This is a genomic window from Peribacillus kribbensis DSM 17871 (genome assembly GCF_000430765.1).
GTDB classification, from domain to species: domain Bacteria; phylum Bacillota; class Bacilli; order Bacillales; family DSM-1321; genus Paraperibacillus; species Paraperibacillus kribbensis.
Genome location: NZ_AUMQ01000029.1, coordinates 76,883 through 101,474, shown reverse-complemented (window position 1 = coordinate 101,474; position 24,592 = coordinate 76,883). Strand labels below are relative to the sequence as shown.

Sequence of the window (24,592 nt, the reverse complement as noted above, 5' to 3'; positions counted from 1 at the left end):
GATTTATCCTAGTAAAGGAGATGAAAACGAAGTGGAATATGTAATCGAGATGCTCAATATCCGTAAAGAGTTTCCGGGAATTGTGGCAAATGACAATATAACCCTGCAGGTGAAAAAAGGAGAGATCCATGCCCTGCTTGGAGAGAACGGGGCAGGAAAGTCCACCCTGATGAATGTATTGTTTGGGCTGTACCAGCCGGAACGCGGAGAAATCCGTGTGAATGGAAAAAAAGTGAATATCACGGACCCGAATGTTGCCAATAACCTGGGGATCGGGATGGTTCATCAGCACTTTATGCTGGTTGATAAATTTTCAGTGACAGAAAATATTATCCTCGGAAGCGAACCATCAAAAGCAGGAAGAATCAATATGAGGGATGCCATTAAGCAGGTGAGGCAGCTTTCTGAGCAATATGGGCTTAGAGTTGATCCGGAAGCTAAGATTTCGGACATATCTGTCGGCATGCAGCAGCGTGTGGAGATCTTAAAAACCTTATATCGCGGCGCGGATATCCTCATTTTTGATGAACCGACAGCCGTCCTGACTCCTCAGGAAATTAAAGAATTAATAGAAATCATGAAAACGCTTATTAAAGAAGGGAAATCCATTATTCTCATTACTCATAAGCTGAAGGAAATCATGGAGGTCTGCGACCGTGTAACCGTTATAAGGAAAGGTGTGGGTATTGGGACTGTTAACGTTTCAGATACCAATCCGAATGAGCTCGCTTCCCTTATGGTAGGAAGAGATGTTGTATTTAAAACGGATAAAACGGAAGCAAACCCTGCTGCCAGCGTCCTTGATATCAAAGACCTTGTGATAAAGGATACCAGAGGGGTAGCTGCCATCAATGGCCTTTCCCTTGAAGTACGGGCAGGAGAAATAGTCGGGATTGCCGGAGTTGACGGGAATGGACAGACTGAGCTGATTGAGGCCATAGCCGGCTTGAAAAAGGCTGAATCCGGCACGATATCCTTAAACCAAAAGGAAATCCAGAATTTAAAGCCTAGGCGCATAACGGAATCAGGGCTGGGCCATATTCCTCAGGATCGTCATAAGCATGGACTTGTACTGGATTTTCCGATTGGTGAAAACATGGTCCTCCAGACCTACTATAAAAAGCCATATTCTAAAAATGGCATATTAAACTATAAAAATATTTATCAGAAGGCAAAAACCCTGATCAAGGACTATGATGTGCGGACGCCTACCGAGTATACCCTTGCAAGGGCATTATCAGGCGGAAACCAGCAAAAGGCCATCATCGGCCGCGAAGTGGATCGTGATCCGGATCTCCTTATTGCCGCACAGCCGACAAGGGGGCTCGATGTAGGTGCGATTGAGTTTGTGCATAAACGCCTTATTGAGCAGAGGGACCGTGGAAAAGGGGTACTTCTGATTTCTTTTGAACTGGATGAGGTCTTAAACGTCAGTGACCGTATCGCAGTCATTTATGAAGGTAAGATCGTGGCCATTGTGGATCCAAAGCAAACAACCGAGCAGGAGCTTGGGCTGTTAATGGCGGGCAGTACGGTCACAAGGAAAGAAGGTGAACATTCTAATGTCTAAACGGTTAATTAATATCCTCGTTCCGGTTGTATCTGTGCTGCTTGGCTTAATTGCCGGTACGATCATCATGCTTGTATCCGGATATAATCCGATCGAAGGTTTTTCTGCACTATTTTATGGAATGTTCGGAGAGGTATTTTATACCGGTGAAACCATCCGCCAGGTCACTCCTTACATTTTATCGGGGCTTGCGGTTGCATTCGCGTTCAGAACAGGCCTTTTCAATATAGGAGTCGAGGGCCAGGTGCTTGTAGGATGGCTTGCTTCAGTCTGGGTCGGCCTTGCATTTGACCTGCCGAAGGTGATCCACCTTCCGCTTGCCATTATCGCGGCAGCGGCTGCAGGCGCTCTCTGGGGCTTCATTCCGGGTTTTCTTAAAGCCCGCTTCCGTGTCCATGAAGTCATTGTGTCCATCATGATGAATTATATTGCCCTGCATGTAACAAACAATATCATCCGTACTGTGCTTTCGAAGAACAGTGACCGCACGCCTGACGTACCAAAATCAGCGCTGCTCAAATCACCTTTTCTTGAAGCTCATACAGATTTCTCACGGCTGCACTGGGGCTTTCTCATTGCGCTGGCGGGAGCATTCCTGATGTGGTTCATTCTCGAAAAGACTGTGAAAGGATATGAGTTACGATCAGTAGGGTTCAATCATCACGCTTCGGAATATGCAGGGATGAATGTGAATCGGAACATCATCCTGTCCATGGTCATCTCCGGAGCCTTTGCAGGGGTTGCCGGCTCTATGGAAGGTCTCGGGACGTTTGGTTATGCATCCATCAAGGGCGGATTCACCGGAATCGGGTTTGACGGAATCGCTGTTGCGCTGTTAGGAGGCAATACCTCTGTAGGAATCATCCTGTCTGCGATCCTTTTTGGAGGATTAAAAGTTGGCGCCCTCAATATGCCGCTTGAGACAGGAATCCCAACGGAGCTTGTGGATATTATCATTGCCCTTATCATATTCTTTATTGCTTCCAGCTATATCATCCGCTGGGCGATTACCCGGTTCAATAAGAAGGGGGTAAAGTAAGTGAGTTTCTTTCAAATACTGCAAATCATCATTCCTTCCATGATCTTTCTTGCTACACCCCTGATTTTCACTGCCCTGGGCGGTGTATTCTCGGAAAGATCCGGAGTTGTCAATATAGGATTAGAAGGACTTATGGTCTTCGGCGCATTCTCCGCCATTGTTTTTGACCTAACATTTGCCGATACATTCGGCGCGCTGACACCATGGCTAGCTCTTGTGGTAGCCATCCTGGCGGGTGCCGTATTCTCTCTATTCCACGCCGTGGCATCGATCACGTTTAAAGCAGACCAGACAGTCAGCGGTGTTGCATTAAACTTTCTTGCCTTGGGACTGGCCATGTTCCTTGTTAAGATGATCTATGGAAAAGGGGAAACAGATTCCATAACCGCTTCATTTGCGAAAGTGGATATCCCGGTTTTAAAAGACATCCCGTTTTTTGGGCCGCTGTTGTTCAGTGATGCGTATTATACTTCATATATCGCCATTGCTGCGGCAGTCCTTGCCTGGTATGTGATTTACAAGACCCCGTTTGGGCTGCGTCTCAGATCAGTCGGGGAACATCCGATGGCTGCCGATACAATGGGAATCAATGTAACAAAGATGCGTTATATGGGGGTCATGATTTCTGGAGGATTTGGAGGGCTTGGCGGTGCGGTGTTTGCCATGACTGTTACCAATAACTTCGGACATGCGACCATAAGCGGACAGGGCTTCATGGCCCTTGCTGCCATGATCTTCGGAAAGTGGCATCCGATCGGTGCCTTGGGGGCAGCCTTGTTCTTCGGATTTGCCCAAAGCTTGAGCATCGTCGGTTCAGGACTGCCTTTCTTCAAGGATATTCCGAACGTGTATCTGCTCGTGGCTCCATATGTTCTAACCATCCTGGCCCTGACAGGATTTATCGGGCGTGCAGATGCCCCGAAAGCTTCTGGACAGCCGTATGAAAAAGGAAAACGCTGACCCCAAAAAACAAACAGCCCAGAACCAGCCGGTTTTGGGCTGTTTGTATAAGGGAAATAAAGTGTTGTTCAGGTCTGCTCCGGCAAACTTAGGTGTATACTAATAAGAAGAATTAAATGAGTCCAAACGTGTAAAAATAGTGGAGGAAAACAAGCGTTACCTTTCCATTAAAAGGAGGATTATTCTTGGCCATCATTCATGAAGCGGTACAGAAACAGGCAGGTCTCACCCTGCATATCGTCAATACTGGTAAATATAAAACAAATACTTTTGTCTGGAAAATGAAAGCCCCTCTCGAACAGGAGACAGTGACACTCAGATCCCTGCTCCCATACGTCTTACAGTCCAGTACAGCAACTTACCCTTCCACGACTGCATTAAGGTCCTATCTGGATGACCTCTACGGTGCCAGCCTATACGTAGATTTATCCAAAAAGGGAGAGTATCAGATCATAACCATCACTCTGGAAATTGCGAATGAGAAATTTCTGACGGACAGCACCCCTCTTTTAAGGAAAGGGATGGAGCTCTTATCAGATGTGCTATTTAATCCGCATGTGAATGGGAGCTCATTCGATTCAGCAACCGTAGAAAATGAAAAACGTTCATTAAAACAGAGGATCCAATCTCAGTACGATGACAAGATGAGGTACTCTGCAAACCGTCTTGTAGAAGAAATGTGCAAAAACGAACCATATGCCCTGGATGTCAATGGGGAACTGGAGGGTATTGATGCCATCAGTCCGGAGACTCTCTATGAGTATTACCAGAAAGCTCTGCAGGAGGACGAACTGGATCTCTATGTAATCGGTGACGTGAACGAGGAGGAAGTCCAGCAGGCAGCAGGCAGCTTATTCAGACTTGAGGACCGTACTCCTTTAGTAAGCAGGGGAAGTGTGGATAAAGAGATCCAGGATGTGAACGAAGTCATCGAGAATCAGGACATCAAGCAGGGCAAGCTCAATATCGGCTACCGTACGCACGTGGTTTACGGAGACAGCGACTACTATGCCCTGCAGGTCTTTAACGGAATATTCGGCGCCTTCTCGCATTCCAAATTATTCATCAATGTCCGAGAAAAGGCGAGCCTTGCCTACTATGCTTCAGCCCGATTGGAAAGCCACAAAGGGCTGCTGATGGTCATGTCAGGCATTGAAAATAAAAATTATGAGCAGGCCGTACGGATCATTAAAGAGCAAATGGAGGCCATGAAAAAAGGGGACTTCACGGAACAGGAGATTTCCCAGACCAAGGCTGTCATCCGAAATCAATTGCTCGAAACGATTGATATCGGCAGGGGCCTTGTTGAAATCCTTTATCATGGAGTCGTTTCTGGAATTCCAGTGGATATGGATGACTGGCTGGAGCAGACAGATAAAGTCACTGCTTCTGAAATCACTGAAGTGGCTCAAAAAATTGAAATGGACACAATCTATTTCTTAACGGGATCGGAGGGAAAATAAGATGGAAAAAATACCTTTTGACCAGCTGGACGAAGAGCTGTATTACGAAAAAATGAATAACGGATTAAGCGTGTATATCCTTCCGAAAAAAGGATTTAACAAAACGTATGCCACATTTACGACAAAGTACGGATCGATTGATAACCATTTTAAGCCGCTGAATAAAAGTGAGATGATCAAAGTACCTGATGGGATTGCCCATTTTCTTGAGCATAAGCTCTTCGAGAAAGAGGACGGAGATGTGTTCCAGCAATTCAGTAAGCAGGGGGCATCCGCCAATGCCTTTACATCCTTTACCAGAACTGCTTACTTATTCTCTTCCACTTCAGAATTCGAGAAAAATCTGGGGACCCTGATAGATTTTGTCCAAGATCCATATTTCACAGAGAAAACGGTGGAGAAGGAAAAAGGAATCATCGGGCAGGAAATTGATATGTATGACGACAATCCAGACTGGAGGCTTTATTTTGGTTTAATCGAAAATATGTACAAAAACCATCCGGTTAAGATTGATATCGCAGGCACAAACGAATCTATAGCGGATATTACAGATAAATTACTGTATGAATGCTATGGAACCTTCTATCATCCAAGCAATATGCTGCTGTTTGTGGTGGGACCGGTTGAGCCTTCAAAGGTTATGGACCAGATAAGGGATAATCAAAGCAAAAAGGATTATAAAGACCAGCCGGAGATTGAACGGTCATTTGATGAAGAGCCTGCAGAAGTCGCAGAGAAGAAAAAGGTTCTTAAAATGCATGTTCAAACATCAAAATGCCTGGTGGGAATCAAAGCTCTGAATACCGATCAGCAGGGAAACGAGATGCTGAAAAACGAATTAGTCATCAACGTGCTTCTTGATATGATTTTTGGGAAAAGCTCTAAAACGTATGAAGAACTGTACAATGAAGGCCTCATTGACCAGAGTTTCTATTATGACTATACCCAGGAGCTTGGATTCGGTTTTGCCATGATGGGCGGCGACACTCATGACCCTGATAAACTCGAAGAAAAATTAAAAAGCTATCTGTTAAAAGCGAAAGACGGCAGCGGACTAAGCGAGGAAGCCCTGACCCGGTCAAAGAAGAAAAAGATCGGAGGCTTCCTGAGATCCCTCAATTCACCGGAGTACATAGCCAACCAGTTCACACGCTATGCCTTTAATGAAATGGATCTCTTTGATGTTCTGCCCGAGATGGAAAAAATCACGTTGGAGGACGTCGCACAGACAGCGGCTTCCCTGATAGACGAATCCAGGATCACGGTCTGCCAGGTAGTACCAAAATAAAAAGAAGCCCCTTGCGGCTTCTTTTTCTATGCGGATTGACAGGCAGCAGAAGGGATTGATAAAGTAGCAGTGATCAAAATAGATATTCAAGGATGGGATGTACATTGAAATTTGCCTTAATAACGGGAGCAAGCGGAGGGATCGGCCGGGCCATTGCTCATGAGATGGCAAAAGAGGGAATGTCCCTGTATTTGCACTATAACACCAATCAAGAGGGAATCAGCATCCTCATGGAGGAGCTTGCCCCCTATGGAACTGAACTGATTCCAATCCAGGCGGACTTATCCAAAAAAGACGGATATACGAAGCTTGCCGGCCATATTTTTTCCCTGGATTATATCGTCCTGAACAGCGGAAAAAGCGCCTATGGCCTGATCACAGACATGGAAGATGCACTGGTCCAGGAAATGGTGCAGCTGCACATAACAAGTCCATTCCAGCTCACCAGAACCCTCCTGCCAAAGCTGAGGCACAAATCCCATGCCGCCATCGTCGCGGTCACATCGATCTGGGGCCAGACAGGAGCCTCCAACGAAGTCCTGTATTCGATGCTGAAGGGAGCCCAAAACACCTTCGTCAAAGCACTCAGCAAGGAACTCGCTCCTTCCGGCATCAGAATCAACGCCATCGCCCCAGGAGCCATTGCGACTCCCATGATGGAAGACTTCACCGAAGAAGAACTGACAGACCTGGCTAGTGAAATCCCAATCGGAAGACTGGGCCGCCCCCAGGAAATAGCCCAAACCGCCGCCTACCTCCTATCCCCAAAAGCCGCCTACATCACCGGCCAAATCATAGGAGTCAATGGGGGATGGTATACCTAGAAAAGCGGAAAGCGGTGCCTTCCAAACAAAAAAGATTTAAAGCACAGTGTAGCACTGAAAAAGTTTGAAAATACTAAATCAAAAGGAAGGCAGAGGCCCGACAAGCATAAGACGAGCAGGCTGTGAGGAGCGGTTTTTCTCCTCATGGACTGATTGGCTTATGACTCGAGGGTCTCAGTCCGGAGCTGGACAGCAGGAAAAGCGGAAAGCGGTGCCTGCACACGTAACTAATCTAAAGCATAATGTCGAACACAGAAATTTAAAGAACCAAAAAAAAATTGCAGGCAGACACCTGACAGGCATAAGACAGACGGCAGCGAAAGGCGCTTTTTGCCTTATGATGGCGGCTGGCTTAAGACCGAAGGTGTCAGCTTGGAGCTGGACAAATAGAAAAGCGCAGGACGGTGCCTTCCCAACATAAATAATCATTTTTGAAACCTAATGATCCAATACTCGTGATTAATGATCCAGAATATTAAGATAATGATCCGATATTACAAAAATGATCCAAACCGTAATTGTTCATCTAACTTTCATTTCCATATGAACCAAAAAACCGGTGAATGCTCCATTCTCACCCTAAATGAACCAATAAACCCGGGAATGATCCAACCTCAATCAAAATGATCCAAAAAAACCAAACGTGATCCAATCACCAATCAAGTGATTCATGAACCCACAATCCATATATCTAAATACGTAAAGCATATATACCAGGACACTTGAAAAATACCCGCAAAAAAGGCACCTGGCACAGGGGTCGAATTGCAAGGAATCAATTCTTCTCAGTCCAGACTCCAGGCAAGTCCTAAAACGTCTTCTGCTGCCCGGTAGCATTCTTCCAATTCATCTTTGCTGACGAGTTCGGGATGATGTTCGAATGTGATGTGGAACTGGCTGTTTTTTTCTGCCAGGTATTTCAGATAGGTAAAGGATTTTCCGTATTGGGGGTCGTTTTCCTGATGCGGGAGAACAGGGATGTGCCTTTTCTTTTGCTTTCCGAATCGGACATTGCTGTAGTGAACCAGATATACGGATGGGTGGATTTTGTCCATCCACGTGAAAGGGTCGAAGCCCGGGAAGGTCCTTTTATGGTGTTCCATTCTCTGTGTATCCACCACGAGCTGGATTTCGGGATATTCCTTGAACATGGAAGCAAGTATATCCTCGTGTTCTCCGAAAAAGTCATATTCAAGGACAATCCTTTGGTGATAGTTCTTTTGAAGGGCGCCTAGCTCTGAAAAGAGCCGCTCGCTCGTCATCCTGAATTCCTCCCGGCTGTAATTCTCTGAGTAATAGTAGGAATGCACAGGCGGCCCATCCCAGTAGCGGCAGTCTTTATCCTCAGGATAGATAGGGGGGAACGGATAGTGAAGCAAAAGGTAGTCTGCTCCATATTGTGAGGCAGTCTGAACCTGTTTTTCTACTTCCCTAACTGCCTTAAGATACACGTCCATATCAAGGCTTGTAACCTGGGGCATAGAATCTTCCCCTTCAAATATGGGTGTATGTATTCCGAAACTGAGCAAATGTTTTCTGCAAAAGTCAGCTGCTTGCTGCAGTGCCTGTTCCTGGGTGTAACAGGATACTTCAATGCCGCTTATTCCTTTCCTGCTGTATTTCTTCCAATTTCCTTCTGAAAATTCATGCCACATGCCGATCTGCAGCCGTCTCATGGATGCTTCCTCCTAAAATATATTAAAATCGTATAATACTGGACGCTGTCCTTTTAATGATATCCAAAAAATCAATATGAAACAAAGTGGAAAAGAGCAGGACGGCTATGGAAATATTGAATATATACAACAGGACAATCGCTAAATCAGGGCCAGTTAATTTACTTTTAAACAAGTGAAACACCGCCTCTTTTCATGTTATCTACCCATTAGACGACGAAAAGAGACAGAAGGTTTCAATATTATGCAATAATATCCAATTCCCTAAACATGCTGGCATGGCGGGTTCCTGTCATTCATCTATCCGTTTGAGTCAGACTGTATTGATTTGAGAAGCTAAAGGGGACAGTAAAAAAAGCCGTCGGGACGGCTTTCTTAGTGGATAGAGACGGCATGGACAGGACGGTCAAGCCTTAAAATTTCCGTATTTTTATTTTTTCGGTTCAGAATTAAATCCCGGATGATCTGTGAACCGAGCATACTGTATATCGTTCCGTTACCTCCATAGCCGAGCAGGTAATAAATATGGTCTTTAGAAGGATGTTTTCCGGCGTAAGGAAGATTGTCCAAAGATTCCCCAAATACCGCTCCCCATGCATAGGCAGTCTTTACCTTCAGAGCGGGAAACAGGTTTTGGATTTCCTTTTGGAGCCTTTCTGCCCTATTCTTTATCCAATCCGTACTGGGTGTACTTGGTTCCTCTTCGTCGAGTCCGCCTGCTATAATTCTTCCATCAGCTGTCGTCCTCATATAGAGATATGGCCGAGCGGTTTCCCAGATCAGCTCCCTGTTATTCCAGTCCATTAAATCCTTTACGGGCTCCGTGGCAATAGCGTAGGATCGATTCAGATTGGCTTTGGCACCGGATAAAAGGAAGGGAGGTTCGTAGCCGGTGGCAATAATAATATTCGAAGAATGGATCACTCCGGCTGAAGTGTGGATTTTTACAAAATCATTAGATTCTTCTATTTCTGTCATTTCCGTGTTTTCAAAAACTTGAACACCTTTCCTGCTTATATCCTGAAGGATTCCTCTAATAAACTTGTAGGGGTTGATTTCCGCATCCCCATGGGTGAGTAATGCAGCAGGCTTTGAAAATGAATAACGAGATAGGATATCAGAAGGAGAGAGATACTCTGTTTTAAAACCATATTTCACCAGAGTGCGATATTCTTTCTGAATTTTTTCAGCATGAGCTTCCTTGCTTGCGAAATAAAGGCTGTCCCTCCTCTTGAAATCACTTGATATACTGAGAGATGACGCGGCTTTTTCCAGCTCGTCAATTGCGTCCCGGCAGGTTTTATAAAAGCGGACGGCTTTTTCTGCGCCAATCTGCTCAATTAATTCATGAAGCATAATATCGCTTGAGAATTGGAGAAGCCCTGTATTAGCAAGAGTGCTTCCTTGTCCGATTTTACCCTTATCAATGACTGCAATTTTAAGCCCTTCGGCGGACAGTGTATAAGCAGCCAGGGAGCCAGACATTCCTCCTCCTACGATGACAACATCGAAAATGTCGTCGATGTCTCCTCGTTCAATGTGTATATCTTCCTTTATGCTTTTCCAGAATAAAGCTCCATTGTGCAGATCCAAATAAAACCCTCCATCATTCGTTTTTGTAAAAAGAATACCCTCTCTTAAGAGATTAGAAACTCTAAACCTTGAGAGAGGATTGCATGAGGATTTATAGGAAACTGCTTGTTTTTTTCGGAAAGTTTAAAATAAAATGTAAATATACCGACTGGTTAGTATACTTTTATACTGACTCAGCAAGAAAAGGGGGAGGACAGGAAATGGGTAAAAGATTTGAAGGCAGAACGGCTTTTGTAACAGGAGGCAGCAGGGGGATTGGAAAGGCCATTGTGAAGAAGTTCGCTGAAGAAGGAGCCAATGTGGCCTTTATCGATTTAAACGAGGAAGCACTGAGCGGAACTTCTGCTGAATTGAATGATAGCGGTTTCTCGATCTATTCGAAAATGGCGGATGTGACTGACAAGGAGCAGGTTGAAAATGCTGTGAGGGAAACAGTGGAAACATTTGGATCTGTTGATATCCTGGTGAATAATGCAGGCGTGATCAGGGATAATTTATTTTTCAAAATGACGGATTCAGATTGGCAGACGGTAATGGATGTGCACCTGAAAGGATCTTTTATAGCTGCCAGGGCCGTACAGAAATATATGGTTGAACGGAACTATGGCAGAATCATCAACATATCCTCCACCTCGGCACTTGGAAATAGGGGGCAGGCCAATTACTCAGCGGCAAAAGCAGGATTGCAGGGATTCACGAAAACACTGGCCATAGAGCTTGGGAAATATGGCATTACAGCAAATTCTGTAGCTCCAGGCTTTATCGAAACAGAAATGACCAGGGAAACGGCCAGCCGTATCGGCATTTCTTTTGAAGAACTGATCAATGTGAGCCTGAAACAGATTCCTGTTGGGAGAAGCGGAAAGCCGGAGGATATTGCACATGCTGCAGCATTCTTTGCAGACGAACAGTCCTCGTTTGTGAACGGACAGGTTCTGTATGTTTCAGGAGGTCCGAAAAACTAATAGGTCAATAAGATTCGTAAAAACGGAGGGGAGAATTTGTTAAAAGAATATATCGGGTTAAAATCAGAAAAAGTCCTGAATAGGGTAGAAGGCAGAGAGGTAAAAAAATTTGTGGAAGCAATCGGTGACCCTCATCCCCTATTTCACGATGAAAAAACGGGCGAAGAATCGATTTATCAAGCGAATATTGCCCCGCCTACTTTTCCGGCTGTTTTTGATTACGGGGAGATAGATGGCTTAAGGCTCCCGGATACAGGGCTGATCCATGGAGAACAGTCTTTCCATTATAACAGGCCTCTGGTTGTTGGTGATGAGATCCTGTGTTATACCGAAGTGGAGGATTATTACGAACGAAAAGGAGCAAGCGGCTTAATGGGATTTCTCATTTTAAGGAGGTTCGGAGAGGATTCAATCGGTCAGACTGTTTTTTCATCCAAAGCCATTGTGATCATTACCGAAACGGTCAGAGAGGAGATGATAGTGAGATGATGATAGCGGACTTGGAGATTGGAAAATCTCTTCCGGAAATCAGGCTTGCTCCTGTCTCAAGAATCGATTTAATCAAATATGCTGGTGCCTCAGGCGACTATAACCCGATACATACGATAGATGAAGAAGCAAAAAAAAGCGGCCTGCCCGGAGTCATAGCGCATGGCATGTGGACAATGGGGAATCTATCCAAGCTTTTTACACCTCTTTATGAACAGGGATTTATCGAGGATTACCAAATCAGATTTAAGGATATGGTTTTTTTAAACGATATCCTTACCTTAAAAGCTGTTCTTAGTGATCGGGATAATCATCGATATTTTTTTAAAACAGCCGCACTCAACCAGAATGGAAAAGAAGTGATCAAGGGGGATATCATCTTTTTACAATATGCGTAAACGAAGGTCCATGCAGATTCTGATTTATCTGCAGGGTTTTCCTAAGTTTAAGGGTTCCGTAATTCGGGGCCCTTTTTCTCATTGAAGCAAAAAAATAAATCTTGTTATGGATGAATGAGTTTATATCCTGCCTCATCAAAAATTTTGTTTTTTTTGCGTATGAAAACGCCAAGGGGGTGCAAACTAATGCTGACTTTATTAATAGAAGGGATGGAAAATTCATGTCAGTATTAGAAAACTGGGAAGATTGGAAGAGCTTTTTAGGGAACCGTCTCAACCATGCCCAAAATGAAGGAATGGATACTTCTGTAGTTTCGAATATGGCCTATCAAGTCGGAGGCTACCTTGCCAAGCAGGTAGACCCTAAGAATGAGCAGGAAAGAGTCCTAGCTGATTTATGGTCTGTAGCATCTGATGAAGAGAAGCATGCTATTGCCAATATGATGGTGAAACTGGTTGAAAACAACGCTACAGAAAAATAATAGAGGTACAAATGGGAGTCTGGCATATGCCAGGCTTCTATTTTTCGTGGTGAAAGGGTTCTTGAACAGTTATTCTGAATCCTTTTTTCTCGTTTTATGGTTTTGATATGGGACCGATCCTTCAGCTTCGAAAGTGCCCCTTGATTATACGGTTTTTCAAATGATTGAAGAGGAAAAACAAATAGCAATTTTTCTGGGTTATCCCTTTAATCTTCTCAGAAAATCATTTATTATAGTAGAAGCTAGAGATTAAAGCCGGATTGTCACTGTCAAGGGGAGTGGTTTAATGGAAAAGAAAGAATGGTATTTTGAATATGAAATACAAAAGAACCGTCCTGGTTTGCTTGGTGACATATCTTCTTTGCTTGGTATGCTGTCAATTAATATCGTAACAATAAATGGAGTCGACGAAGGCAGAAGGGGACTGCTGCTGCTGACAGAGGACAGCAGGAACATCCAGCGGTTCGAATCTATTCTGCAGACGATGGACACGATAAAAGTAATCAAATTAAGAGAGCCAAAACTCCGTGACCGCCTTGCTGTAAGACATGGACGATATATCCAAAGAGACGCTGATGATAAGAAAACCTTCCGATTTGTAAGAGATGAACTGGGTCTGCTTGTGGATTTTATGGCGGAGCTGTTCAAACAGGAAGGCCATAAGCTGATTGGGATCCGGGGGATGCCCCGTGTCGGAAAAACAGAATCCATTGTGGCTGCAAGCGTCTGCGCAAACAAGAGATGGCTGTTTGTTTCTTCCACACTCCTGAAGCAGACGATCAGGAGCCAGCTCATTGAAGATGAATACAGTGAAAATAATTTATTCATCCTGGATGGCATTGTGTCTACCCGGAGGGCAAATGAAAGGCACCTTCAGCTTGTAAGGGAAATTATGCGGATGGACGCAGTCAAGGTAGTCGAGCATCCCGATGTATTTGTGCAGAATACGGAGTACTCCATGGAGGACTTTGATTATATTATTGAGCTTCGGAACGATCCTGATGAAAAAATTACGTATGAAGTGGTTGAACAAAGCAATGAGTTTGGAGGCTCTGATTTCGGCTCTTTTGACTTTTAAAATGGTGGTGGTTGTTGGTGACAGAGTTAGGTATCAGACTTAAAGAAGAACGGGAAGCAAAAGGCCTGAGCTTAGAGGATTTACAAAAAGCGACAAAAATACAAAAAAGGTATTTAATAGGCATAGAAGAAGGTAATTATGATGCCATGCCCGGAAAATTTTATGTACGTGCATTCATCAAGCAGTATGCTGAAGCCGTAGGGCTTGAGCCGGAAGAGATATTTGAAGAATATAAAAACGAAATCCCTGTTACATATCACGAAGAAATGCCGCAGCAGCTATCAAGGGTACAATCACGGAAAATGATAGCACCAAGTAACTCAAAGTTCCTTGAAGCACTACCGAAAATCCTGGTAGGTCTTTTTGTACTCGGAGCCGCAGTACTGGTATGGGTCCTGGTTTCAAAGAACTTAAATCATTCTGTAGATAAAAAGGTAGACAAGTCTGACCAGGCTGTATCCATGGATGAAGCCAAAGATTCACCGCTGAAGAAAGAACAAAACAAGAATTCAGACCAGAAAAAAGACACAGGAAAAAAGGAAGAACCGGCAAAACAGCCTGAAGAAAAGCCAGTGGTTCAGCCAGAGCTCAAAGTGGTGTCCTCAAGCGGCAAGAATTCGGCCTATGCCCTATCGAACGCAAAGGAATTCAAGCTGAAGGTCCTGTCTACAGGCGAGACGTGGGTGTCCATTAAGGATAGCAGCAATAAATCGCTTTATCAGGGCATTCTAAGCAAATCCCAAGGCAAGGAATTCGATCTTACCAGCGCAAAGGGTGCGAACCTGATTATCGGCAAGACCACCGAAACAGAGGTTTACATCAATGGAGAAAAGCTTCAATATGCAGTATCTCCGCAAAAATCAGTTTCTCAGAACATAAAGGTTCAGTTTACACCTGCACAATAGTCATCCTGGATGGCTATTTTTCGCTTATAAAAGGGAAAATATATTATAATTGAGAAGAATGTTGATTTTTGGAGGTTTTTCTGTGAATTTACCTAATAAGATAACAGTATCGAGAATTTTGTTGATCCCTATTTTTATGCTTGTCATGCTGCTTCCCCTGTCATGGGGTGATTGGCATACGGCTGGAATAGACATTCCTGTCAATCATTTACTGGGGGCGTTGATTTTCATCATCGCTTCTACCACGGACTGGATTGACGGCTATTATGCCAGAAAGCTCAATATGGTCACAAATCTGGGCAAATTCCTGGATCCTCTGGCAGATAAACTGCTGGTCTCGGCAGCGCTGATCATCCTGGTGGAGCTGGACCATGTGTACGCTCCCTCCTGGATCATCATCGTGATCATCAGCCGGGAGTTTGCGGTTACAGGCCTGAGGCTCATTCTGGCTGGAACGGGCGAGGTTGTGGCTGCGAACATGCTTGGGAAAATTAAAACCTGGGCCCAGATAGTAGCTGTTTCGGCCCTCCTGCTTCATAATCTTCCTTTTGAATGGATCCACTTCCCGTTTGATAAGATTGCGTTATGGGTTGCATTAATCTTTACAATCTGGTCAGGCTGGGATTACTTTGACAAAAATAAGGGAATATTTAAAAACTCAAAGTAAAATAGCAAGGGAGTCTTGGAAATGAACGCAGAAATCATTGCGGTTGGTTCAGAGCTGCTTTTGGGCCAGATCAATAATACGAATGCGAAATTTTTATCCACCCAACTCGCAGAGCTTGGAATAAATGTCTTTTTCCATACAGTGGTAGGAGACAACTCTGAAAGGCTTAAAAATGTACTTGAAATCGCGGAGTCACGTTCGAACTTAATTATTCTGACCGGCGGACTCGGCCCCACGAAGGATGACCTGACAAAAGAAACAATATCCAGGCACCTGGATATGCCGCTTGTGATGGATGAGGAAGCTCTAGATTCAATTGTAGGATACTATAAAAAAAGAGGAAGAGAGATGACGGAGAACAATAAGAAACAGGCTCTTGTTATCGAAGGATCGACCGTTCTTCCCAATGAGCATGGAATGGCACCAGGAATGATGGTGGAAAAGGGAGAGTCAGTTTATATGCTGTTTCCCGGCCCGCCAAAAGAAATGGAGCCGATGTTCCGTAAATTTGGATATAAACACCTGCTGGATAAGCTGGATATCAAGGAACGAATCGATTCCAAAGTCCTCCGTTTCTTCGGGATCGGCGAGTCTCTGCTCGAGACGAAGGTTGATGATCTCCTTGTGAACCAATCAAATCCAACTCTTGCCCCTCTTGCTGCAGATGGGGAAGTGAAATTGAGGATTACAGCAAAGGATGTATCCAAGGAAAAAACCGAACGGCTGATCTCAGACATGGAGAAGGAAATCCGTTCACGTGTCGGTGAGTTCTGCTACGGTGAAGGAGAAACCTCGCTGATGAAAGAAGCGGTAAAGGAACTCAGCAGCAAAAGGTATACCATAGCTGCTGCCGAGAGCCTTACCGGCGGAATGTTCCAGGAGGAGCTTACCGCTATATCCGGCGCAGGGCTCATTTTAAAAGGCGGGATTGTCAGCTACACAAATGAAGCCAAAATGAAACTGTTAAAGATTAAAGAAGAAACCATTGAAAAGTTTGGGGTTGTAAGTGAAGAGTGTGCCGCCGAGATGGCGGAGAATATCCGGGAATTGACTGGATCTGATGTAGGTATGAGCTTCACTGGAGTAGCTGGGCCGGACACCTTGGAAGGCCAGCCTGTCGGCACCGTCTACATCGGCATATCTCTAAAAGGAAAGGCAACGGCTGTCAGAAAGCTGAATCTATCGGGAAGCCGTGCGCAGATCAGAATCCGGACCGTAAAATACGGCTGCCACTACCTGCTTCAGGAACTGGGGCTCACTAATCATTAAGAATGAATCAAAGCTGCCCGGCAGGGGCTCTCTTTTCATAGCTTATAAGAGTTTATGAACAGGAAGGACCTTGCAGGGCGGCTTTTTTGCTGCTGTAAGGCTGTTTCTAAAAGATTGGTATATTCTCTCTGCGGAGCCGCCCATTCTTCGGATCAACCCCTGACTTCAAGCAATGCCTGGGGGTAAGCCTTAAAGTCTTTCTATGAATTATTCATTTTCACTATAAAACAGGAGAAAAATGAGATTTTCGATCTGGGGAAAAGGGGAATTTCAGCCGAAGAAGGCCAGTAAAAAAACCGAATAAATGTTCGATTTTTTGCTTGTCAAAAGGTTCAAAAAGGGGTATAGTAAAGATAGGTTTTGAGATGAGAAAATGTTTTGAAACAACTTGTGAGAACAGCTATTAACCTTTATAAATGGTTAGTTTATATATAAGAGGAGGAACTTTAGTGAGTGAACGTCAAGCAGCCCTTGAAATGGCATTAAAGCAAATAGAAAAACAGTTTGGTAAAGGTTCCATCATGAAGCTCGGAGAACAGACGGACCGCAGGATTTCCACAATCTCAAGCGGATCGCTTGCCCTTGATGTGGCTTTGGGAGTCGGCGGATATCCAAGAGGAAGAGTCATTGAAATCTATGGCCCTGAAAGTTCAGGTAAAACGACGGTTGCCCTTCATGCGATTGCTGAGGTGCAGGCAGGCGGAGGCCAGGCAGCCTTCATCGATGCGGAGCATGCATTGGATCCGGTTTATGCGCAGAAGCTGGGAGTCAATATAGACGAGCTTTTGCTTTCACAGCCTGATACAGGCGAACAGGCACTTGAAATAGCAGAAGCGCTTGTGCGAAGCGGAGCGGTTGATATCATTGTTATTGACTCTGTCGCAGCATTGGTGCCTAAAGCTGAAATTGAGGGCGAAATGGGAGACTCCCACGTGGGTCTTCAGGCGCGTTTAATGTCCCAGGCATTGCGCAAGCTTTCCGGAGCTATTAATAAATCAAAAACCATTGCAATCTTTATCAATCAAATCCGTGAGAAAGTCGGAGTGATGTTTGGTAACCCTGAAACAACACCTGGAGGACGTGCGTTAAAGTTCTATTCTTCTGTCCGTCTGGAAGTAAGACGTGCCGAAGCACTGAAGCAGGGAAATGATATCATGGGGAATAAGACCAAAATCAAAGTCGTAAAGAATAAAGTAGCTCCTCCATTCCGTCAGGCGGAAGTCGACATTATGTACGGAGAAGGAATTTCCCGTGAAGGCGAAGTTATTGATATGGGCTCAGATCTTGATATCGTCCAAAAGAGCGGATCTTGGTATTCCTATAATGAAGAGAGACTTGGACAAGGTCGTGAAAATGCCAAGCTGTTCTTAAAAGAAAATGCGGAAGTCCGAGATGAAATCAAGAAAAAAATCCGCGATCATCATGGTTTGGATGCTGACCATGTTGCTCCTGAGGAAGAGGACGACCAGGAAGAACTCAACTTGATTGATTAACACTTAAGGGACTTGAAGCTCAGCCTTCAAGTCCTTCCTTTATATTCCTTAAAAAACAAGGGAATAATTTCCTTATTCGGGCAAATAGCCCTGTATCAAAGGACAAACCCTTGACAATAAAATATCTCAAGCTTAAAATTAATATGTATATTTTACATTTTTTCAAAAAATGAAAATGAACGAGCCTTAAGGGGTTGTATGTTGAAGTTATGTAACAATGTACATGCCGACATTCTAAAAATTAACAAAAAATCAAAAAGTTCATAGCAAGAGGAGGTGTTAGGATGGTACTCATTACAATCATCTCCATTTTGCTTGGCCTATTCGTCGGTGCAGTTGTTGGCTATTTGGTCCGGAAGAATATGACCGAGAACAAAATAGCCGGGGCAAAGGTTTCTGCAGAGCAAATCGTTGAAGATGCAAAACGTGAAGCAGATTCCAAAAAGAAAGAGGCCCTGTTGGAAGCGAAAGATGAGATTCATAAGCTTCGTTCAGAAGCCGAACGGGAAGTTCGCGAACGGAGAACTGAATTACAAAAACAGGAAAATCGATTATTACAAAGAGAAGAGAATCTCGACCGTAAAGATGAAATGTTAAATAAACGTGACATACTTTTAGAGAAGAAGGATGATTCTCTTAACCAAAGACAACAGCATATTGAAGAGATGGAAAGCAAAGTGGACGAGATGGTTCGAACTCAGAAAGCGGAATTGGAACGCATATCAGGACTTACTCGTGAAGAAGCCAGATCCATCATTATCGACAAGGTGGAAAAGGAATTGGCTCATGACACGGCACTGATGATCAAAGAAAGTGAGAACCGTGCAAAAGAAGAGGCGGACAAAAAAGCAAGAGAAGTTCTTTCCCTGGCAATTCAGAGATGTGCAGCAGACCATGTAGCTGAAACAACCGTATCAGTAGTGAATCTTCCTAATGATGAGATGAAAGGCCGCATTATCGGCCGTGAAGGGCGTAATATCCGTACGCTTGAAACATTAACCGGAATTGACCTAATTATTGATGATACTCCAGAAGCTGTAATTCTGTCCGGTTTTGATCCAATCAGACGCGAAACAGCCCGGATTGCCCTTGATAATCTTGTCCAGGATGGACGAATTCATCCTGCACGAATTGAGGAAATGGTAGACAAAGCAAGGCGTGAGGTGGATGAACATATTCGTGAGATCGGTGAACAAACCACTTTTGAAGTAGGTGTCCACGGACTGCATCCTGATTTGATAAAAATTATGGGCCGGTTAAAATTCCGTACCAGCTATGGCCAGAATGTGTTAAAGCATTCGATGGAAGTGGCATTTTTATCTGGTCTGCTGGCTGCCGAGCTGGGTGAGGATGAAACGCTTGCCCGCCGCGCAGGTCTGCTTCATGATATCGGGAAGGCAATCGATCACGAAGTGGAAGGAAGCCACGTTGAAATCGGTGTGGAGCTTGCAACAAAATACAAGGAACACCCGGTTGTCATCAATTCCATTGCATCGCATCATGGAGATACTGAACCAACTTCAGTCATTGCGGTTCTGGTTGCTGCAGCAGATGCCCTGTCAGCAGCAAGGCCGGGAGCGAGAAGTGAAACGCTTGAGAACTATATCCGCCGACTTGAAAAGCTTGAAGAAATTTCTGAGTCCTATGAGGGCGTTGAAAAGTCATTTGCCATCCAGGCTGGACGTGAAGTTCGAATCATGGTCAGACCGGAAGCGATTGATGATCTGGAAGCTCACAGACTGGCTAGAGATATACGAAAGCGCATTGAAGAAGAGCTTGATTATCCGGGGCATATAAAAGTAACGGTAATCAGGGAAACAAGAGCAGTAGAATACGCTAAATAAAAAGAGTGGCATTTGCCACTCTTTTTTAGCTTTTGGTATACTGAAGCAGAGAATGTTAAGCAGGAAAGGAATTTATATGAGAATTTTGTTTATAGGAGACGTGGTAGGCTCCCCAGGCAGGAAAATGGTGGAGGATTACCTTCCAAGAATAAAAGAAAAGTACAAACCACAGATTACGATTATCAATGGGGAAAATGCAGCAGGCGGAAAAGGCATCACCGAAAAGATTTATCGTGGATTTCTAGAAGCCGGTGCACAGGCTGTAACCCTCGGGAATCACTCCTGGGATAACCGTGATATTTTTAATTTTATAGATTCTGCAAAATACATGGTGCGTCCAGGAAATTTTCCTTCTGGCACGCCTGGGGAAGGACTGAAGTTCATAAAATTCAATCAAGCGGAAGTCGCCGTTATTTCCCTTCAGGGCAGGACCTTCATGGCCGATCTTGACTGCCCGTTTAAAAAAGCGGATGAACTGGTGGATGCTGCAAGAAAAAGAACCTCCTTCATCTTTGTGGATTTCCATGCTGAAGCCACCAGTGAAAAACAGGCAATGGGCTGGTATCTGGACGGAAGAGTTTCCGCTGTTGTTGGAACACACACACATGTTCAAACAGCGGATAACCGCATTCTCCCGAATGGGACAGCCTATTTATCGGATGTCGGGATGACCGGGCCGTATGATGGGATCCTTGGCATGGAAAGAGAAGCTGTCCTGAAAAGATTCCTTACCAGTATGCCGGTAAGATTTGAGGTTCCAGAAGGGCGTACCATCCTCAGTGGGGTTATCATTGATATCGACCCTAAAACCGGGATGGCCAGGAAAACCGAGCGGTTATTGATTAACGATGATCATCCATTCTTCAGCTAGGATGAAAAAAATATTCAGGCCGGCAGCAGACAGTACCTTTGCTGCCGGCTTTTTTCGTCCGATTTTTATTGGTTAGTGAAAGACGCCGGACTCTAAGCTATTTTCCTGATTTTACGGGACAAGGAATACCTCTTGATGTGCATGAATATAGTTAATTGAGTAGAAATATCCTTAAGCAAAAGTGTGAAGCTTATTGACAGCATTCTTGTACAGGGATAGATCGACCATGGTTCATGCCTTTTGCGGGCGAAGCTTTACATGACTGCCTGGAAGCATACAAACACTTGGTATGGGATAATACAAGGAGGAGCTAGGGAATGGAAATATTAAAGGTTTCAGCAAAATCTAATCCTAATTCTGTAGCAGGCGCACTTGCGGGTGTACTAAGGGAAAGAGGGGCCGCAGAAATTCAGGCAATCGGTGCTGGTGCGTTAAATCAAGCCGTAAAGGCAGTAGCGATTGCAAGAGGATTTGTCGCACCTAGTGGAGTGGACTTGATTTGTATTCCAGCCTTTACTGATATCAAGATTGACGGGGAAGAAAGGACGGCTATCAAGCTTATTGTGGAACCAAGATGATTGAAATGCCTGTCTGCATCATTTGCAGGCAGGCATTTACAATTCCGCGTCGAATTAAAGGATAGGCAGGAAATAAATCTTTCATGCAGCGAGGGGAACCAGATACCTTTACTACATTAATTTTCAGAAAAATTAAACAATAAAGTTGCTTTTTGTGGAATCTCCCGCTAGAATGAAATCGTTTAGCACGGCCTTCCAATATAGGATGAGGCATACAAACATCATGTAAAGGCTTCCTGAAAGAGTGCTCTATGCTGTCTTCTGCATTTGGAAGTTATACCAGTTTTAGTGTCAATCAAAAGGGGTGTAGGAACATGATTAAGCAGCTTTCTTGGAAGGTTGGAGGACAGCAGGGGGAAGGGATTGAGAGTACGGGGGAAATATTCAGCACGGCCCTAAACCGGCTGGGATATTTTCTTTATGGGTACCGTCATTTTTCTTCGCGAATTAAAGGGGGGCATACGAATAACAAGATAAGGGTCAGTATTACAGATACGAGGTCCATTGCGGACGATCTTGATATTTTGGTAGCCTTTGATCAGGAAACCATTGAAGTGAATTATAAAGAACTGAATAACACAGGAGTCATTATTGCCGACACAAAATTTGACCCTAAAAATCCGGATGATTCAACAGCTGCCCTGTATTCCATCCCTTTCACCGAAATTGCCGCTGAGCTAGGAACTTCCTTGATGAAAAACATGGTGGCTGTCGGTGCTTCTTCCGCAGTGCTAGGGCTTGATATAAAAGTTTTTGAAGAAGTAGTCAGGGAGATATTCGGCCGCAAAGGGGAGCAGATCGTACAAAAAAATATGGAGGCATTAAGCCACGGTTTTGAATTTATGAAAGCCAAATTGGGCTCTAAGGTAGGGACTCATCAGCTGGAACGCGCGGACGGCCAAAAACGTTTATTTATGATTGGCAATGATGCAATCGCACTGGGAGCATTAGCCGGAGGCTGCCGCTTCATGGCCGCCTACCCGATCACACCTGCCTCAGAAATCATGGAATATTTAATTAAGAAGCTTCCGGCTCTCGGAGGGACCGTCATCCAGACCGAAGACGAAATTGCAGCCTGTACCATGGCAATTGGAGCAAATTACGCCGGGGTGCGGGCCATGACTGCATCGGCCGGTCCCGGACTTTCACTGAAAATGGAGTCCATCGGCCTTTCGGGCATAACCGAGACTCCGCTCGTCATCGTGGATACACAGCGTGGAGGCCCATCTACAGGCCTTCCCACAAAGCAAGAACAGTCAGATCTCATGGCCATGATATATGGCACTCATGGAGAAATCCCTAAAATTGTAATGGCTCCAAGCACGGCGGAGGAAGCTTTTTATGATACAGCCGAAGCCTTTAATCTGGCGGAGGAATATCAATGTCCGGTCATTATCCTTTCTGACTTGCAACTATCCCTTGGAAAGCAGACAGTGGAGCCCCTTCGGTATGAGGAGATAGAAATCAGGAGGGGAAAGCTGGTCACCGGAAATATCCCTAAAGCAGAAAATAAAGAGTATTTTAAAAGGTATGAGCTTACTTCAGATGGAATTTCGCCAAGGGTCCTTCCAGGTACTAAAAATGGCATTTTTCATGTAACAGGGGTAGAGCATGATGAGACTGGAAAACCGTCAGAGGCTGCCGCAAACCGCAAGGCGCAGATGGATAAACGGATGAGGAAAACAAGGGATATCAGGTTCAACAGGCCGATCCACAAGAACATCCGTCATGAAGAAGCGGATATCCTTCTTGTAGGCTTCAATTCCACCAGGGGAGTCATTGAAGAAGCCATGGGAAGATTGGAGCAAGACGGAATAAAAGTGAATCATGCCCATGTCCGTTTGATTCACCCATTCCCGGCGGAGGACATGCAGCCTCTGGTAGATGCCGCCAAGAAGGTCGTAGTCCTTGAAAATAATGCTACGGGCCAGCTGGCTAATATCCTTAAAATGAATGTGGGAAATGTCCAAAAAATCAGCAGTCTATTAAAGTATGACGGCAATCCGTTTCTCCCGAATAATGTTCATTCCCAGTGTAAGGAGCTGTTTGAATATGATAACATTTAAAGATTTCAGGAATGATGTCAAACCGAATTGGTGCCCGGGATGCGGGGATTTCTCCGTACAGGCAGCTATACAGCGTGCTGCAGCCAATTCCGGCCTTGAGCCGGAGAAGCTGGCAGTCATATCGGGAATCGGCTGTTCCGGCCGCATTTCCGGTTATATCAACTCCTATGGCTTTCATGGGATTCATGGCAGGTGCCTCCCGATCGCCCAGGGAGTGAAGATGGCTAACAGGCATTTGACCGTTATAGCATCTGGCGGCGATGGGGACGGGTTCGCTATCGGGATGGGACATACCATTCATGCTATACGGCGGAATATTGATATCACTTATATTGTCATGGATAACCAGATCTACGGGCTTACAAAAGGACAAACCTCCCCGCGGTCTGAAGCAGGATTTAAAACCAAGTCGACCCCCCAAGGGTCCATTGAGCCTGCCCTATCTCCAATGGAAATGGCGCTGACCGCGGGAGCGTCCTTCGTGGCCCAGAGTTTTTCGACAGACTTAAAAGATCTGACGGCCATCATAGAAGCCGGCATCAAACATAAAGGATTTTCCTTGATCAACGTATTCAGTCCATGTGTAACGTATAACAAGGTGAATACATATGACTGGTTCAAAGCTAATCTTACTAAACTGAGCTCCATAGAAGGCTATGATCCTTCGGACAGGGAGGCTGCCATGAGCACCCTTATGAGGCATAACAGTCTGGTGACGGGAATCATTTACCAGGACAGTGAACGGAAATCTTATCAGGAGCTTATTCCGGGATATGCTGAAACGCCGCTTGCCCATAGTGATCTAAACCTGGGGCAGGAGCGGTTTGATGCGCTGGCAGCAGAATTTATGTAGGAAAAAAGGAGGGCCAGGGCTCTCCTTTTCCTTTTGGTTTACTCTAAGAATTCTTTTCTGGATGAAAGGCTTGCATAGCTGAAGCAAAAAAAAATCGAAAGTTCCTCTCATTAAAGCTTTCTGTATTCCCAGGGTGGACACCACTATTTACATGAATTCTTGTATAATGGTACTATACCAGTATATCAATCATTCAGATTAGTTCTTCTTGAGGAGAGTGT

23 protein-coding genes are annotated in these 24,592 nt (G+C 44.7%); 21 read left to right on the top strand and 2 right to left on the bottom strand.

Annotated elements, in window-relative coordinates; all coding sequences use genetic code 11:
* Positions 1-31: 31 nt before the first annotated feature.
* The 7 genes from H539_RS0103850 to H539_RS0103820 all read left to right on the top strand — a co-directional run bounded on the left by H539_RS0103850 (position 32) and on the right by H539_RS0103820 (position 7,565).
* The gene (locus tag H539_RS0103850; protein ID WP_026692428.1) at positions 32-1,570 is read left to right on the top strand and encodes an ABC transporter ATP-binding protein; all 1,539 of its coding nucleotides are present in this window, start codon (positions 32-34) and stop codon (positions 1,568-1,570) included.
* Positions 1,563-2,609: an ABC transporter permease gene (locus H539_RS0103845; protein WP_026692427.1), complete on the top strand. Its 1,047-nt coding sequence runs from the start codon at positions 1,563-1,565 to the stop codon at positions 2,607-2,609. The genes H539_RS0103850 and H539_RS0103845 overlap by 8 nt, the downstream gene beginning before the upstream one ends.
* Positions 2,610-2,648: 39 nt before the next feature.
* Positions 2,649-3,569: an ABC transporter permease gene (locus tag H539_RS0103840; RefSeq protein ID WP_425414693.1), complete on the top strand. Its 921-nt coding sequence runs from the start codon at positions 2,649-2,651 to the stop codon at positions 3,567-3,569.
* Between the two features lie 185 nt (positions 3,570-3,754).
* On the top strand, positions 3,755-5,032 hold the full coding sequence (gene yfmF, locus H539_RS0103835) for an EF-P 5-aminopentanol modification-associated protein YfmF (RefSeq protein ID WP_026692425.1): 1,278 nt from the start codon (positions 3,755-3,757) through the stop codon (positions 5,030-5,032).
* Between the two features lies 1 nt (position 5,033).
* Positions 5,034-6,320, top strand: coding sequence for an EF-P 5-aminopentanol modification-associated protein YfmH (gene yfmH / locus H539_RS0103830; RefSeq protein WP_026692424.1), 1,287 nt, complete (start codon positions 5,034-5,036; stop codon positions 6,318-6,320).
* 104 nt (positions 6,321-6,424) lie between these two features.
* Positions 6,425-7,144 (top strand): elongation factor P 5-aminopentanone reductase, encoded by a 720-nt coding sequence (ymfI, locus tag H539_RS0103825; RefSeq protein ID WP_026692423.1) that lies wholly within the window; start codon positions 6,425-6,427, stop codon positions 7,142-7,144.
* 160 nt (positions 7,145-7,304) lie between these two features.
* Positions 7,305-7,565, top strand: coding sequence for a hypothetical protein (locus H539_RS0103820; RefSeq protein WP_026692422.1), 261 nt, complete (start codon positions 7,305-7,307; stop codon positions 7,563-7,565).
* Between the two features lie 364 nt (positions 7,566-7,929).
* Here H539_RS0103820 and H539_RS0103815 read toward each other — a convergent pair whose 3' ends face one another.
* The gene (locus tag H539_RS0103815; protein WP_026692421.1) at positions 7,930-8,820 is read right to left on the bottom strand and encodes a PHP domain-containing protein; all 891 of its coding nucleotides are present in this window, start codon (positions 8,818-8,820) and stop codon (positions 7,930-7,932) included.
* Between the two features lie 375 nt (positions 8,821-9,195).
* Complete coding sequence (locus H539_RS0103810) at positions 9,196-10,413, bottom strand: NAD(P)/FAD-dependent oxidoreductase (protein WP_026692420.1); 1,218 nt, start codon at positions 10,411-10,413, stop codon at positions 9,196-9,198.
* A 200-nt stretch (positions 10,414-10,613) separates the two neighbouring features.
* Between H539_RS0103810 and H539_RS0103805 the strand changes: the two genes are divergently transcribed.
* The 14 genes from H539_RS0103805 to H539_RS0103735 all read left to right on the top strand — a co-directional run bounded on the left by H539_RS0103805 (position 10,614) and on the right by H539_RS0103735 (position 24,371).
* Complete coding sequence (locus H539_RS0103805) at positions 10,614-11,378, top strand: SDR family NAD(P)-dependent oxidoreductase (RefSeq protein ID WP_026692419.1); 765 nt, start codon at positions 10,614-10,616, stop codon at positions 11,376-11,378.
* 36 nt (positions 11,379-11,414) lie between these two features.
* Positions 11,415-11,867, top strand: coding sequence for an FAS1-like dehydratase domain-containing protein (locus H539_RS0103800; protein WP_026692418.1), 453 nt, complete (start codon positions 11,415-11,417; stop codon positions 11,865-11,867).
* Positions 11,864-12,265 (top strand): MaoC/PaaZ C-terminal domain-containing protein, encoded by a 402-nt coding sequence (locus tag H539_RS0103795; RefSeq protein ID WP_026692417.1) that lies wholly within the window; start codon positions 11,864-11,866, stop codon positions 12,263-12,265. The genes H539_RS0103800 and H539_RS0103795 overlap by 4 nt, the downstream gene beginning before the upstream one ends.
* Positions 12,266-12,486: 221 nt before the next feature.
* On the top strand, positions 12,487-12,747 hold the full coding sequence (locus H539_RS0103790; protein WP_026692416.1) for a DUF3243 domain-containing protein: 261 nt from the start codon (positions 12,487-12,489) through the stop codon (positions 12,745-12,747).
* Between the two features lie 286 nt (positions 12,748-13,033).
* Positions 13,034-13,825: a DUF3388 domain-containing protein gene (locus H539_RS0103785; protein WP_026692415.1), complete on the top strand. Its 792-nt coding sequence runs from the start codon at positions 13,034-13,036 to the stop codon at positions 13,823-13,825.
* A gap of 17 nt (positions 13,826-13,842) precedes the next feature.
* Complete coding sequence (locus tag H539_RS0103780) at positions 13,843-14,730, top strand: helix-turn-helix domain-containing protein (protein WP_026692414.1); 888 nt, start codon at positions 13,843-13,845, stop codon at positions 14,728-14,730.
* An 82-nt stretch (positions 14,731-14,812) separates the two neighbouring features.
* Entirely contained in the window at positions 14,813-15,397 is a 585-nt protein-coding gene (gene pgsA / locus H539_RS0103775; RefSeq protein WP_026692413.1) for a CDP-diacylglycerol--glycerol-3-phosphate 3-phosphatidyltransferase, read from the top strand.
* A 21-nt stretch (positions 15,398-15,418) separates the two neighbouring features.
* Positions 15,419-16,666, top strand: a complete 1,248-nt coding sequence (locus H539_RS0103770) for a competence/damage-inducible protein A (RefSeq protein ID WP_026692412.1) — start codon at positions 15,419-15,421, stop codon at positions 16,664-16,666.
* 449 nt (positions 16,667-17,115) lie between these two features.
* Positions 17,116-18,159, top strand: a complete 1,044-nt coding sequence (recA, locus tag H539_RS0103765; RefSeq protein WP_026692411.1) for a recombinase RecA — start codon at positions 17,116-17,118, stop codon at positions 18,157-18,159.
* A 284-nt stretch (positions 18,160-18,443) separates the two neighbouring features.
* Positions 18,444-20,003: a ribonuclease Y gene (gene rny, locus H539_RS0103760; protein ID WP_026692410.1), complete on the top strand. Its 1,560-nt coding sequence runs from the start codon at positions 18,444-18,446 to the stop codon at positions 20,001-20,003.
* A gap of 76 nt (positions 20,004-20,079) precedes the next feature.
* Positions 20,080-20,874: a TIGR00282 family metallophosphoesterase gene (locus H539_RS0103755; protein ID WP_026692409.1), complete on the top strand. Its 795-nt coding sequence runs from the start codon at positions 20,080-20,082 to the stop codon at positions 20,872-20,874.
* Between the two features lie 317 nt (positions 20,875-21,191).
* Positions 21,192-21,452 carry a stage V sporulation protein SpoVS gene (gene spoVS / locus H539_RS0103750; RefSeq protein WP_026692408.1) on the top strand — a complete coding sequence of 87 codons (261 nt, stop codon included), beginning with the start codon at positions 21,192-21,194 and terminating at the stop codon, positions 21,450-21,452.
* A gap of 314 nt (positions 21,453-21,766) precedes the next feature.
* Positions 21,767-23,518, top strand: a complete 1,752-nt coding sequence (locus H539_RS0103740) for a 2-oxoacid:acceptor oxidoreductase subunit alpha (RefSeq protein ID WP_026692407.1) — start codon at positions 21,767-21,769, stop codon at positions 23,516-23,518.
* A complete protein-coding gene (locus H539_RS0103735; protein ID WP_026692406.1) occupies positions 23,505-24,371 on the top strand; it encodes a 2-oxoacid:ferredoxin oxidoreductase subunit beta in 867 nt (288 codons plus the stop codon). Before H539_RS0103740 ends, H539_RS0103735 begins: the two co-directional genes overlap by 14 nt.
* Positions 24,372-24,592 lie beyond the last annotated feature (221 nt).

What these genes read in the sequence shown, in the direction of transcription:
- H539_RS0103845 (WP_026692427.1), top strand. Translation starts at nt 1,563, where the DNA reads ATGTCTAAACGGTTAATTAATATCCTCGTTCCGGTTGTATCTGTGCTG.
- H539_RS0103840 (WP_425414693.1), top strand. Translation starts at nt 2,649, where the DNA reads ATGATCTTTCTTGCTACACCCCTGATTTTCACTGCCCTGGGCGGTGTA.
- yfmH (WP_026692424.1), top strand. Translation starts at nt 5,034, where the DNA reads ATGGAAAAAATACCTTTTGACCAGCTGGACGAAGAGCTGTATTACGAA.
- H539_RS0103820 (WP_026692422.1), top strand. Translation starts at nt 7,305, where the DNA reads ATGACTCGAGGGTCTCAGTCCGGAGCTGGACAGCAGGAAAAGCGGAAA.
- H539_RS0103815 (WP_026692421.1), bottom strand. Translation starts at nt 8,820, where the DNA reads ATGAGACGGCTGCAGATCGGCATGTGGCATGAATTTTCAGAAGGAAAT.
- H539_RS0103805 (WP_026692419.1), top strand. Translation starts at nt 10,614, where the DNA reads ATGGGTAAAAGATTTGAAGGCAGAACGGCTTTTGTAACAGGAGGCAGC.
- H539_RS0103795 (WP_026692417.1), top strand. Translation starts at nt 11,864, where the DNA reads ATGATGATAGCGGACTTGGAGATTGGAAAATCTCTTCCGGAAATCAGG.
- H539_RS0103790 (WP_026692416.1), top strand. Translation starts at nt 12,487, where the DNA reads ATGTCAGTATTAGAAAACTGGGAAGATTGGAAGAGCTTTTTAGGGAAC.
- H539_RS0103785 (WP_026692415.1), top strand. Translation starts at nt 13,034, where the DNA reads ATGGAAAAGAAAGAATGGTATTTTGAATATGAAATACAAAAGAACCGT.
- H539_RS0103770 (WP_026692412.1), top strand. Translation starts at nt 15,419, where the DNA reads ATGAACGCAGAAATCATTGCGGTTGGTTCAGAGCTGCTTTTGGGCCAG.
- rny (WP_026692410.1), top strand. Translation starts at nt 18,444, where the DNA reads ATGGTACTCATTACAATCATCTCCATTTTGCTTGGCCTATTCGTCGGT.
- H539_RS0103755 (WP_026692409.1), top strand. Translation starts at nt 20,080, where the DNA reads ATGAGAATTTTGTTTATAGGAGACGTGGTAGGCTCCCCAGGCAGGAAA.
- spoVS (WP_026692408.1), top strand. Translation starts at nt 21,192, where the DNA reads ATGGAAATATTAAAGGTTTCAGCAAAATCTAATCCTAATTCTGTAGCA.
- H539_RS0103740 (WP_026692407.1), top strand. Translation starts at nt 21,767, where the DNA reads ATGATTAAGCAGCTTTCTTGGAAGGTTGGAGGACAGCAGGGGGAAGGG.
- H539_RS0103735 (WP_026692406.1), top strand. Translation starts at nt 23,505, where the DNA reads ATGATAACATTTAAAGATTTCAGGAATGATGTCAAACCGAATTGGTGC.